Below are 12,827 nucleotides of genomic sequence, written 5' to 3'. Positions count from 1 at the left end.
GTCACAATTATTTGTAGGATGGGTCGAGTAACGAGGCCCGTGGTGTTGGGTTTCATACTTCAACCCAACCTACGTTAATCTTATATTTAATTCCACTGACCCACTTATATCCTAATTTAAAGAGTAAGAATGCAAAATAGTGACCTAGATATCTCATTATCTGGATATGACTATGAACTACCTCCAGAATTAATTGCCCAGAACCCCGTGGTTCCCAGAGACAGTTCTCGCTTAATGGTGATTAATTCTCTAGATGCAGGAACGCTAACACCTCCACTAGACCACATCTTTAGAGACCTACCAGAATTGTTAAAACCTGGGGATTTATTAGTGATGAATAATACACGAGTTATCCCCGCTCGCTTATATGGTCACAAGTCCACAGGAGCAAGGGTGGAAGTGTTGCTTTTGGAAGAAAAACAACATAACTGTTGGTTGGCATTGGTCAAACCAGGTAAGTACTTTAATATCGGAACTGAGATTGTTTTTGGGGATCAGGGAGCGGAATTAACCCCCCAACTCACAGCTACGGTGATTGAACGGGATGAGAATACGGGCGGTAGATTATTGCAATTTGATTTGCCTATAAATGTTTCTTTGCTCCAGTTTTTACACAAATTGGGGGAGATTCCCTTACCACCTTATATTAATAATTCTCATGCACTGGAGGAGCAATATCAAACTGTATATGCTAAATATGACGGTGCCATAGCAGCTCCCACAGCAGGACTCCACTTTACACCAGAACTATTGGTCAAATTGCGAGAGCGCGGTATTCAACAGGAATTTCTCACTTTACATGTTGGTGTCGGCACATTTAGACCAGTAGAAGTGGAAGACGTTACCACCCACCAAATGCATGAAGAATGGATAGAAGTTAGTGGGGACTTGGTAGAGAAGATTTACGCTACCAGAAATGCTGGAGGGCGAATTATTGCGGTTGGTACTACGGTAGTTCGCGCTTTAGAAGGTGCTGCCCAAAGTGGTTCTTTACAACCATATACGGGCAAAGTTAATCTCTTTATCTATCCAGGCTATCAATGGCGTGTAGTAGAAGGTCTTATTACTAACTTTCATCTACCTCGTTCTAGTTTGCTTATGTTAGTTAGTTCCCTAATTGGTCGAGAAAGACTATTAGATATTTATAACCAGGCGATCGCATCTAGATATCGTTTCTATTCTTTTGGTGATGCCATGTTGATTTTACCGGAAGCAAGAATTTGTTGCAGCTAAATTGGTAGGCGGTTAATATCCTTATTACAACCAATTACTACCATCGCTGAACCACGTTCTAGTCGTTTACCAGGGTCAGGATTAATCTTAAACTTACCATCCTGACTAACTGCTAGTAAATTTAGACCATAACGACTTCGCAACTGAATTTCTGCCACGGTTTTACCATGAAATTCATCGGGTACAATCAACTCTACAATACTATTATCTGGATCTAGATCAAACCGGTCTAAAATTGATGGTTTAGTTAGTGTGCGTGCCAAAGCACAACCTGCCTCGTATTCGGGAAATACTACATGGTCTGCACCTACTCTTTTTAGCAGCTTACAATGTACCTCACTGGAAGCTTTAGCAACCACATGGGGCACACCACCTTCCTTAACATTAAGAGTGGTAATAATACTTTCCTGAATATAGTTGCCAATAGCTACAATAACCGTATCAAACTCAAAAATGCCCGCTTCTTTAAGTGCTGCTGACTCAGTGGAGTCTAACTGCACTGCATGAGCAACAATTGACTCATTCAATGCTTCAGATACCCTTTTTTCATCCACATCTGTGGCTAAGACCTGATAACCCAAACCGTGTAATGTGGAACAAACAGAACGGCCAAAACGACCTAATCCAATTACTGCAAATTGGTGATTGTCTTGTTTTAAACTGCGGAAGAACTTCAATGATGAAATGTCCATAAACTAACCTACAAGCAAATTTCCTTCTGGGTAGTGAACTCTACTGGGACGAGGATCTCCTAATATTGCTGACATTGACAATAAAACACCGACCCTTCCTATATACATTGTGACAATTATAATTATTTTAGCAGCAGTAGAAATACTACCAGTTATCCCTGTAGATAATCCCACTGTACCAAAAGCTGAGACCACCTCAAAAAGAATTTGAATGAACTCTAGTTTTGGGTCGGTCAAACTAATCAGAACTGTTGCTGACAAGACGGTTGCCAAAGAGCCGAAAACCACACCTATCGCTTTTAAAATAAGAGTTATGGCTATTTTGCGCTCATAGAGCCAAACTTCTTCTTTACCCTGAAGTATTGCTTTTGTGCAGCTGGTTAGTACCCTCAAGGTTGTTGTTTTTATCCCACCACCCGTACCACCCGGACTAGCACCAATGAACATTAAAGCAATGGTAATAAATAAACCTGCATCACTCATCTTGCCAATGTCAATAGTGTTGAAACCAGCTGTTCTTGGAGTAACAGACTGAAACCAAGCTAATAATAGTTGATCGGAAAATCCAAATTTGCCAAAGGTTTCAGGATTTCTAATTTCTATGAGAAAGAAAGCTACTGTCCCCATCACTAGTAATAGTAAGGTAGTGCTAACTGCTACTTTAAAATCAAGGGAGAATACTGTAAACGTCCCTTTTCTTTTTAGGCGATCGCGCAACCAAAGATACATGTCTAAAATTACTTGATAACCGATCCCCCCAAAGATGATTAACCCAGTCACGGTAAAAACTACGAGTGTGGAGGTTTGATAACCTATTAAGTTATCTTTAAATAAACTAAATCCCGCATTGTTAAAGGAATTGATGCTGTGAAATATGGCCAACCATAGTCCATAATTCCAACCATGGTCAGGGACAAAAGCGGGGAGCAGGAGGAAAATTCCTGTAATCTCAAAAATTATAGTTGTGGCGATAATGGAGCGAATAATTTGGCTACTACCACTCATCCCCGGACGGTCTAGAGCTTGTTGAATAGCTATCTTTTGCCTTAAATCAAATCTTTTGCCAATTAATAAAATCAGGAAGGTGGTGGTTGTCATATATCCTAAACCACCGATTTGTACCAGCAGCACAATAATCAGTTGACCCCAAAAGGAAAAATAAGTACCCGGATCAACCACTGACAGTCCGGTCACACAGACTGCGGAAGTTGAGGTAAAAAGTGCTACTATTGGGTCATTCCATGTACCAGTGCTAGTGGAAAATGGCATCATTAAGAGAATGGTTCCACATAAGATAACCGCCATAAACCCCAAGCATATCGTCCGAGCAACAGTCATAACCAACTTGAGTTAAGAATTTTTTCAGGATTTTTTTATTGAGCAAAATTGCTTTATATTTAAGTTAAACACATATGTGCCACCTCTAAAAAATATTTTCCAGAGTTTTGATTTTTAGTAATTTTTACATTTAAGAACATGAGTACAAAAATTTATCAGCAAATCCAAGAATTTTATGATGCTTCCTCTGGTTTATGGGAACAAATTTGGGGTGAACACATGCACCATGGCTATTATGGTGCGGATGGAAGAGAAAGAAAGGAACGTAGGCAAGCACAAATTGATTTAATTGAAGCAGTGCTAAATTGGTCAGGAGTAAAACATGCAGATGATATCTTGGATGTGGGTTGTGGAATAGGTGGTAGTTCCCTATACTTGGCGCAAAAATTTCATGCCATGTCCACAGGAATTACCCTCAGCCCAATTCAATCCGCTAGAGCCAAAGAAAGGGCACTGGAAGCCAATTTGCAATCAAGGAGTAGTTTTTTAGTGGCCAATGCTCAAGAAATGCCTTTTGGTGATAATTCCTTTGATCTGGTGTGGTCACTAGAAAGTGGTGAACACATGCCAGATAAAACCAAATTTCTGCAAGAGTGTTATCGGGTGTTAAAACCAGGTGGTACTTTAATCATGGTAACATGGTGTCATCGTCCCACGGATGTTTTACCACTGACTGAGGATGAACAAAAGCACCTACAAGATATTTACCGGGCTTATTGTCTACCCTATGTGATTTCCCTACCAGAATACTATGCGATCGCCAGTCAATTAGGACTAAAAAACATTGAGACTGCCGATTGGTCAACTGGGGTTGCACCTTTTTGGAATGTGGTAATTGATTCTGCTTTTACCCCCCAAGCATTCCTGGGGTTATTGTTTTCTGGTTGGACTACAATTCAAGCGGCGCTCTCCCTTAGTTTAATGCGCCGTGGATATGAAAGGGGTTTAATTAAATTTGGTTTATTATGTGGAATTAAATAGCCAGTTAACTAAATGAACCATATATAATTTACGGATAAGCATAAACCACCTATAAATAGCCCATGAATCAGTTTCCTCCTTCTAATTCGCCCATAGTTGCCACAAATTGGCTCCACAGCTTGTGGAAGTTTTCCAGACCTCATACTATTATAGGCACAACTCTAAGTGTGCTAGGTTTATATTTGCTGACTCTTGGTGTGACCAACTCTAGTTTCTCCGTAGCAAATTTAGGTCAAATTTTAATGACCTGGTTAGCTTGTATATCCGGAAACATTTATATTGTAGGTTTAAATCAACTAATAGACGTAGATATTGATAAAATCAACAAGCCCCATTTACCCATAGCTGCAGGAGAATTCACCGAAGAACAGGCAAGGTTCATTGTGATCACCACAGGTATTTTAGCTCTAGTTCTAGCTGCGATCGGTGGACCATTTTTATTAGCCATGGTAGTAACTAGCCTAGTCATTGGAACGGCCTATTCCTTACCACCATTAAGATTAAAACAATTTCCATTTTGGGCAGCTCTATGTATTTTTTCCGTTCGGGGAACCATTGTCAACTTGGGACTGTTTCTACATTTTAGTTGGCTATTACAACAAAGCCAGGGCATACCCTTTGCCGTATGGACTTTAACCTTATTTATCCTGGTTTTTACCATGGCGATCGCCATATTTAAAGACATACCTGATTTAGAGGGGGACTTGCGTTATAACATTAATACCTTCACCATCAAACTGGGGAAAAAAGCGGTATTTGATCTTGCCCTGTGGCTACTAACATTCTGTTATATAGGAATGATTATTGTTGGTATCTTCCAGTTAGCAGAAATTAACCCCACATTTCTAGTCATCAGTCACACCATACCCCTAATATTCCTATGGTCAAAAAGCCAGAAAGTGAACTTGGAGAGCAAAAAAGAAATTGCCAAATTTTATCAATTAATTTGGAAAATGTTTTTCCTTGAATATCTAATCTTTCCCATTAGTGCCTTTTTAAATTAACCCGATAGAAAATGTCCAGGAATAAAGTTTATATTGTAGGAGCAGGACCAGGAGATATAGAATATCTAACGGTAAAAGCCTATAGACTGCTGGGGATTGCTCAAGTTTTAATATATGATGCACTAGTAGACGAAGAATTATTAAATTCTGTCCCTAGTACCTGTTTAAAATTAGATGTAGGTAAAAGGGGAGGAGGTATAAGCACCTCCCAAGGAGAAATTAACAACCTATTGGTGAAATATTATCGAGAAGGTAAACAAGTAGTCAGACTAAAAGCAGGAGATCCATTTATTTTTGGTAGATGTATAGCAGAAATTACCGCCTTAAAATCAGCAGGTTGTGAATTTGAAATCATCCCGGGAATTTCCTCAGCTCTAGCGGGGCCATTATTAGCTGGAATACCACTGACAGACACGGTTTTAAGTCAGTGTTTTGCCGTAGCTACAGCACATGATCCTGATATTTTAGACTGGGAAGCTCTATCAAGATTACAAACCCTAGTAATTTTGATGGGAGGAAAAAACCTAGAGATAATAGTCCACCAACTACTCACACATGGAAAATCCAAATCCACTCCCATAGCAATTATTCGCTGGACTGGAACTGCCAAGCAAAAAATTTGCATAGGTGAACTAGGTAATATAGTGGGAAAAACCAAAGACACATCACTTTCTCCCGCTGTAATCGTGATTGGAGAAGTTGTGGGACTGAGAAAATTTCTGGAAAAAGTATAGAATAGATTAATTATTGCTTCCCCTCCTTGAATCGTGTCAATTAACATCTCCATCACACCCCTAAGCGGTAAAACCATCCTCGTCACCCGCGCAGTAGGACAATCCAGCGAATTGAGTCAAGGACTAACCAATTTAGGAGCAAGAGTAATTGAACTACCAGCACTAGAAATTGGTCCTCCTTCCAGTTGGATGTTCTTAGATCAGAGCATATTAGAATTATCCACTTTTGATTGGTTAGTTTTTACCTCCACTAACGGGGTCGAATACTTTTTTGAGAGAATGGCATTGCAAAATAAAAATCAGCAAGCCTTAATTAAACAAGCAATAAATAGAATTAAAATTGCTGTTGTCGGTGAAAAAACGGCTCAAAGTCTGAAAACGCACCACCTTGAACCAGATTTCATACCCCCTGACTTCATAGCTGACTCCCTGGTGAACAACTTTCCCGAAAACCTAGCAGGTAAAAAGATCCTATTTCCCCGGGTTGAAAGTGGAGGGAGAGAGATTTTGGTCAAAGAACTAACACAAAAAGGTGCCCAAGTGGTGGAAGTTCCCGCTTATGAATCTCTTTGTCCCCAGAGCATACCTACCACAGCACAGCAGGTCCTGATTAATCAGTCAGTAGATGTAATTACCTTTGCCAGCTCCAAGACCGTCAAATTTTTCTGTGTACTATTAGTAAATAACTTACCTCAAGAGATAGAACACTACTTAAAGAAAACAGCGATCGCCTCTATTGGTCCACAAACATCCAAAACTTGTATAGATTTATTAGGTAGAGTAGACATTAACGCCCAACAGTATACCATTGATGGACTAATCAAGGCAATCGTTGAATGGTCAAAAACCCAGGTTTAATTTTTTACTGAGATTTGTATAAGACATGCTAAGACTGTAAATTTTGTAACTTATTTTCCAGGAAAGAACCCCATTGAGCTGCCAAAGGAATCTCGGTAAAAGGTATATTTAGAGATGGAGCAAAAGCAGCACCTGGGTGAAATATGAACTCCAGTTCTATTAAACGACCCTTTTGGGGCGGTTGGTCCAACCTGACTGATTGACCATCTATCAGAAGGCGGATTTCTTGAACATCCTCCAGAGAAAAGGTCTGCACTTGGACAATGGCTTGGGGTGTGGGTTTCCCCCAGGTAATGTCGTTGTCTTTTTGACCAATTACCCCGTAAATATCATACTTAGAGCGCTGAAAACTTTCAGCCCAGAGACGATAGGTTTCAACCTTTTGATACTCTCTTGCACCTTGCCAAGCCAACCAAAAAAAAACCCCTAATAAAGGCAACCAAAAAAGACCACGTTCCATAGTTTACAGATATATTGAACTATTTGGAGCTAACATCACTAAAATACATCATAGCTCTGTTGTGGATAGCCGCAATGGGTTTCTAACCGAGTTTTCTGAGAATATTGAATTGGTTTCAATTTGTGATCAGAGCAATCATTCTGGGAGGGGATTTGAGGTAAAAATAGATAAAGAAAGACAAAGACATAAAAGGTAGTTATCAGGGACTCATCAAAAGTGGTAGAATTGGACTGGGTAAAAAGCCTAAAAAAAACCCCCAGTGGTTTTAGCCGACTAGGGGGGGATTAGTTATCAGGGTGCATCTACCACCTTAGTATCCTGTCGTGGGAGAGGGTAATCCGGATGAATTTTGGGCTTGTTTAATTTTATGAGCAATAAAAACTGGAACTAGCCAATAAAAAACCTCCAGGGGCGTTAACCAACTGGAGGAGATTAATTATCAGGGTGCATCTACCATTTAGGTCTTCCTTGGCAATATGCCCTGTTCCGGAAAAAATATATTGGTCATGAGAAATTTTCTTAATTGGCTAGCTAAACCAGTTTCCAACTCTAGATTGATTAGGGCCAAGAAAAAACCCCTAAAGGCCTGCAGCCAGCTAGGGGAGTTGAAGATCAAGGTGCATCTACCACTAAAGAGTTCCAGTGTGAATTAGTTGAATCCGGATAAAGTTCCAAACCATCCAGGAAAAAAATGATGGTCGAATGGGAACATTTGCCAAAAAAATACTTCCAAAGTATTAGCAAAATATTAATATAGTACAAAAGGAGACTAGGAACTTTTTATTTTTAGGTAAGAAGCAAGTTTTAGGAGGCAAACAGGAAAGGTTGTGACCCAGGAATTTCATATTTCCGTAACCCCAGTAGGGCAAAGTGACTACTTGGTGCGGACGGAACAAGTCGCACCTGGGGTGCCCTTAGCAGAAGAACTGGTGACTTGGCCCGTAGCTGAATGGTTAGCAGCTGCGGGACATTTAATGAATGACCCCTTAAAATTAGTCCTACAGGGGGAGGGTTCGACCCAGTCTGGTGCGGGCACTGCCAGAAACTCTGTAAACCTTGTGGCACTAGGTCAAAAATTATATAATGCACTGTTTCAAGGTACCCTCAGAGATAGTTGGATTACAGCTCAGGGCGTTGCCCAAAATCAACAGCAGTTGTTGCGATTGCGCTTAGGACTAAAAGACAACAAATTGGCACGATTACCCTGGGAAGTTATGCATGCGGGAGACCGTCCTGTCGCTACCGGTCCCTATATTGCTTTCTCTCGCTATCAAAATGGTGTTCTTTCTGTGTCAAGTCCCACACGCTTACCTAAACATCAAGAAGAGAATCTCATCAAAGTGTTAATGGTAATTTCCTGTCCTGTGGATCAGGCTAGACTTGACTTACTTAAACAAGAGGCATTTAATTTGAAATCGGAGTTGGATCGTAATAATTGGGTTCAGGGGGAAATTAGTCAAGACCTGCCAGAAATTAAACTAACGGTTTTAGAGCAACCGGGTAGGGAAGAATTAACTCGGGCCCTAGAACAGGGAAGATACCAGGTTCTACATTATTCAGGCCATAGTAATGTAGGCTCTCGCGGAGGGGAGATTTACCTAGTGAGTCGTCGAACAGGACTAACGGAATCACTAACGGGTGATGATTTAGCGGGGTTACTGGTCAATAATAACATTCAAATGGCCGTGTTTAACTCCTGTTTGGGATCCTATAGAGCTAAATCCAATAGTGAAGGAGATACGGGGGAGCAGAACTTAACGGAAAGTCTAGTTAAAAGAGGTATTAGTAGTGTTTTAGCTATGTCTGAACGCATTCCTGACGAAGTAGCTTTGACATTAACACAACTATTTTATCGTAATCTTCGTCAAGGCTACCCTCTGGATTTATGTGTAAGTCGGGTGCGCCAGGGGTTAATTTCCGCCTATGGTTCCCATCAGGTGTACTGGGCTTTGCCTACGTTGTATTTACACAGGGAATTTAAGGGTTTTCTCAGACCTCAATCAGGTTTTTCTGGCAGTTTAGAGGTTCTTGGAGATTATCAATCACTGATGACCGACTTGGAAGGTGAATTATCTAAACAGAAAATAGATGATTTAGAAGCTACTTTAAGTCCAGAAGAAATCATGGACTATGGCTTAATAAAAGAATCATCAGATTTAGACTGGCTAGAGGATAATCACTGGGATTTAGATCAAGTGAACCACGACGGGGAAGATAATGACCAAGATGCGGCGATCGTAACTGAGTTGTTTCGCACAATTAATAATAAACCGGTTGCTGGTGAACAAATGTCCATCACCCAACTAGAAATACCAATCAAGGCACAGGAAAGTACCAGAGAAGAAAGGGAATTAAGTGGTGGGAGTGATTCAAGCACGCCCAAATCATCGAGCCAGCTTTATAGAGAACTTAGGACAAGGGTTTCTCCACATGTACCATTACTACCAATAACTAAAGTTGCCATTTACCCTAAGCCCAAAGTAATTTTGGGAGTTTTGGCGGCCAGTACCTTGGCTGTGGGGATTATTGCCCTGATTTGGTGGTCGAATCGTCGTCCGTGGGTTCCCGATATACCTAATATTGCCTCCTCTCAGGAAACACTAGAAGCAGTTAACCTACAAACAGCTAAAACCGAAATTGTTTCTAGCCAAGCAATAACCCAATTGAGCCAGGGCAATTTAGATAAGGGTCTCGTTGCTGTGGAAGAGCTATTAAACCGAGGTGCTTTTAAATTTGCAGATACTGCTCTTTCCTCAGTTCCTTCCAAGCATTGGAAAGACCCCAGTCTTAATTTTTTCCTTGGAAGATTGGCTTGGCAGTCCGCTCAAATCCGAGATAAGAAGTATAGCATTGATGATGCCCGGCGTTACTGGGAAGTTGCAGTAAAGAGTCAACCCAGTTCTGTTATGTATAATAATGCCCTAGGATTTGCTTATTATGCTGAGGGAAAGTTAAATAATGCTAATGATGTCTGGTTTAGGGCACTCAATCTTTCTTTAAAATCTAATAGTGGTGGCTTAGTTACTGTAGGATCAGGTTATACTGGTGAAAAGGTCTCCCTAGAGTCATTAACTGCTTATGGGGGATTGGCTTTGGGTTTATATAAGTCCGCAAGTGGTCAATCTCCCAATAGAAGGCAAAGATATATTGACGAAGCAATAAAACTGCGTCAAATGATAATTGAGAAGGAACCTGAGCAATTTACAGTGGCGAGGTTGACCCGGAATTGGTTGTGGACGGAACAAGCTATTTCCGATTGGCAGTCCCTGTTGCAAGAAAATCAAAAAAGGTGATATAAAATACATAAGATCCATTTCTCATCAGTGTTAAATGAATTAGGTTAACATTACCGACAAAAAATCTGGTTAGATATATAAACATCTGAGAATTCAGGAACTAAAAAAAAATGAAAAAAGTAGAAGCCATAATTCGTCCATTTAAGTTGGACGATGTAAAAATTGCTCTGGTGAATGCAGGAATTGTTGGTATGACGGTTTCCGAGGTTCGGGGTTTTGGCAAACAAAAGGGTCAAATGGAACGCTACCGTGGTTCAGAATATACCGTGGAGTTTTTACAAAAACTCAAATTAGAAATTGTCGTTGAGGATAGCCAAGTGGATATGGTGGTAGATAAAATTATTTCCGCTTCCCGCACGGGAGAAATTGGCGACGGCAAGATTTTCATTAGTCCCGTTGATAGTGTTATCCGCATTCGTACCGGTGAAAAGAATGGTGAAGCTGTCTAGATTTTATCCGAGCAATTATTGACCACTAATTCTAATTAGGGTTAGAGAACTTTGTATTTGCTCCTATAACTCACAGGAAGCGTTGTTGAAGGTCTTAATTCAGCAGCGCTAGTTTATGTAGCCAAGGCTATAAGTCCTCTAACCTGATTCTAGGATCAGCCGCTTTTAACATTAGGTCAGCAATTAAATTCCCAAAAATTAATAATACGGCACTCATCACTAAACTAGCCATTACTAAGTATTGATCTTTTGCCAAAACAGCTTGTAAAGTCAACTTGCCTAAACCAGGCCAGTTAAAAAAGTTTTCTGTAATAAAAGCACCACTTAGTAGACTGGCTAGTTCGAATCCCAGCAAAGTGATTAAAGGATTAATAGCATTTCTCAAAGCATGAACATAAATAACTCGGTTTTCTGGCAGCCCTTTTGCCCGAGCAGTTTGAATGTAGTCTTGGCGCAGAGTATCTAGTAGTTGACCACGCATAATCCTTTGTAAGCCAGCAAAACTGGTAATACTTAGTGCAATCAAAGGCAATAGGATATGCCAACTAACATCTAATATTTTACCAAACCATGTCAATTCAGCATGGTTAAGACTGGTAATATTACCTACCGGAAATAAAGGGGTAGTAATTTGAGCTACAAACAGCAGAAACAAAGCTGTAATAAAACTGGGAAAACCTTGACCAGCATAACTCAACACTTGAAGAACCTTATCCGTGGCCCGATTTTGTTGAACAGCAGCAATAACACCCAGAGGAATAGCTACCGCCCAGGTAACAATCAAGGATGCAACTGCCAACAACAAGGTATTCGGTATCCTTTCCCATATAAGGGAAGCCACAGGACGTTGGTAAACAAAACTGGTGCCAAAATCACCTTTAGTGATGATTTGCTTGATCCACAGTAAAAACTGTTCCCACCAGGTTCTATCCAATCCAAATTGCCGCCTAATTTCCTCAATCCTTTCCGGGGAAATCTTGGGGTTTTGCCTAAGTGTATCTATATAGTCACCTGGAGAGAACTTCATGACAAAAAACGACAGTGCGGAGGCCAGAAAAACAGTTAACAAAGCCTGTAATAACCGCTTGATAACATAAATACAGGTTTCATCAGTAACCAGTTTAATTAACCAATCCCGACTCCTAACCCAGGGAATTTTGATCTTCGTCTTGATATCTCTCATGGGTAATCTTGATTTTTCATAACCTATTAATATTCTACCAAAGATATAATTGGCACATCAGGTAAATGTTTGCGTCCTTGCAAATCTTTAAGTTCAACAATAAAACCAAACCCCACCAATTCACAACCGATTTTTTCTAGTAACTTAGCTGTAGCACTAGCAGTACCACCGGTAGCAATCAAATCATCTACAATTAGAACCCTACTGCCAGGAGTCAAAGCATCCTGATGTACTTCTAGACTGTCTGTACCATATTCTAACTGATAATCAATTCTGTGAACTGCTGCTGGTAACTTTCCCTTTTTCCGCACAGGGACAAAACCAGATCCTAACCTATAAGCCAGAGGTGCACCGAAAATAAAACCTCTTGACTCCATACCCACCACACAATCTACCTGCATTTCCAAATTTCCACATTTTTCTGCCAAAATATCAATAGTGTAGCGCAAACCTTGAGGATCACAAAGTAAAGTAGTAATATCCCTAAATAAAATTCCAGGCTTAGGAAAATCAGGTATGTCACGAATGAGGGATTTTAAGTTCATACTAGTCTGGTGTTCACTGTTAATACAAAATATGGTAGAATGGTGGAAACTAAA

General features: G+C 40.3%; 12 protein-coding genes. 7 read left to right on the top strand and 5 right to left on the bottom strand.

The window, feature by feature from the left end; all coding sequences use genetic code 11:
- The first annotated feature begins 129 nt into the window (after positions 1 to 129).
- Positions 130 to 1,233 carry a tRNA preQ1(34) S-adenosylmethionine ribosyltransferase-isomerase QueA gene (gene queA / locus IAR63_RS17085; RefSeq protein ID WP_096546545.1) on the top strand — a complete coding sequence of 368 codons (1,104 nt, stop codon included), beginning with the start codon at positions 130 to 132 and terminating at the stop codon, positions 1,231 to 1,233.
- Here queA and IAR63_RS17080 read toward each other — a convergent pair.
- Together IAR63_RS17080 and IAR63_RS17075 are read right to left on the bottom strand one after the other, a co-directional pair.
- Positions 1,230 to 1,925, bottom strand: a complete 696-nt coding sequence (locus IAR63_RS17080) for a potassium channel family protein (RefSeq protein WP_187706099.1) — start codon at positions 1,923 to 1,925, stop codon at positions 1,230 to 1,232. The two genes, queA and IAR63_RS17080, sit on opposite strands and share 4 nt — an antisense overlap.
- A 3-nt stretch (positions 1,926 to 1,928) precedes the next feature.
- A complete protein-coding gene (locus tag IAR63_RS17075; protein ID WP_187706098.1) occupies positions 1,929 to 3,263 on the bottom strand; it encodes a TrkH family potassium uptake protein in 1,335 nt (444 codons plus the stop codon).
- Positions 3,264 to 3,401: 138 nt separating this feature from the next.
- Here IAR63_RS17075 and IAR63_RS17070 point away from each other — a divergent pair, with 138 nt between their 5' ends.
- The 4 genes from IAR63_RS17070 to IAR63_RS18585 all read left to right on the top strand — a co-directional run bounded on the left by IAR63_RS17070 (position 3,402) and on the right by IAR63_RS18585 (position 6,840).
- Positions 3,402 to 4,244, top strand: coding sequence for a methyltransferase domain-containing protein (locus tag IAR63_RS17070; protein WP_187706097.1), 843 nt, complete (start codon positions 3,402 to 3,404; stop codon positions 4,242 to 4,244).
- A 62-nt stretch (positions 4,245 to 4,306) separates the two neighbouring features.
- Positions 4,307 to 5,248: a homogentisate phytyltransferase gene (locus tag IAR63_RS17065; RefSeq protein WP_187706096.1), complete on the top strand. Its 942-nt coding sequence runs from the start codon at positions 4,307 to 4,309 to the stop codon at positions 5,246 to 5,248.
- Between the two features lie 11 nt (positions 5,249 to 5,259).
- Entirely contained in the window at positions 5,260 to 5,982 is a 723-nt protein-coding gene (gene cobA, locus IAR63_RS18590; RefSeq protein ID WP_102981706.1) for a uroporphyrinogen-III C-methyltransferase, read from the top strand.
- A gap of 33 nt (positions 5,983 to 6,015) precedes the next feature.
- Complete coding sequence (locus IAR63_RS18585; protein WP_231922547.1) at positions 6,016 to 6,840, top strand: uroporphyrinogen-III synthase; 825 nt, start codon at positions 6,016 to 6,018, stop codon at positions 6,838 to 6,840.
- Positions 6,841 to 6,868: 28 nt separating this feature from the next.
- On the opposite strand, the gene IAR63_RS17055 is transcribed toward IAR63_RS18585, so the two are convergent.
- On the bottom strand, positions 6,869 to 7,300 hold the full coding sequence (locus IAR63_RS17055; protein ID WP_096546537.1) for a hypothetical protein: 432 nt from the start codon (positions 7,298 to 7,300) through the stop codon (positions 6,869 to 6,871).
- An 827-nt stretch (positions 7,301 to 8,127) separates the two neighbouring features.
- On the opposite strand from IAR63_RS17055, the gene hetF reads away from it, so the two are divergent.
- Positions 8,128 to 10,593: a cell division protein HetF gene (hetF, locus tag IAR63_RS17050; protein ID WP_187706095.1), complete on the top strand. Its 2,466-nt coding sequence runs from the start codon at positions 8,128 to 8,130 to the stop codon at positions 10,591 to 10,593.
- Positions 10,594 to 10,706: 113 nt separating this feature from the next.
- Complete coding sequence (locus IAR63_RS17045; protein ID WP_187706094.1) at positions 10,707 to 11,045, top strand: P-II family nitrogen regulator; 339 nt, start codon at positions 10,707 to 10,709, stop codon at positions 11,043 to 11,045.
- A gap of 127 nt (positions 11,046 to 11,172) precedes the next feature.
- On the opposite strand, the gene IAR63_RS17040 is transcribed toward IAR63_RS17045, so the two are convergent.
- Entirely contained in the window at positions 11,173 to 12,228 is a 1,056-nt protein-coding gene (locus IAR63_RS17040; protein ID WP_187706093.1) for an ABC transporter permease, read from the bottom strand.
- Between the two features lie 26 nt (positions 12,229 to 12,254).
- Positions 12,255 to 12,773 carry an adenine phosphoribosyltransferase gene (locus tag IAR63_RS17035; protein ID WP_187706092.1) on the bottom strand — a complete coding sequence of 173 codons (519 nt, stop codon included), beginning with the start codon at positions 12,771 to 12,773 and terminating at the stop codon, positions 12,255 to 12,257.
- Positions 12,774 to 12,827 lie beyond the last annotated feature (54 nt).

Source organism: Cylindrospermopsis curvispora GIHE-G1 (genome assembly GCF_014489415.1).
In the GTDB taxonomy this organism is placed as follows: Bacteria; Cyanobacteriota; Cyanobacteriia; order Cyanobacteriales; family Nostocaceae; genus Raphidiopsis; species Raphidiopsis curvispora_A.
This window is presented reverse-complemented; position numbering and strand designations above follow the sequence as displayed.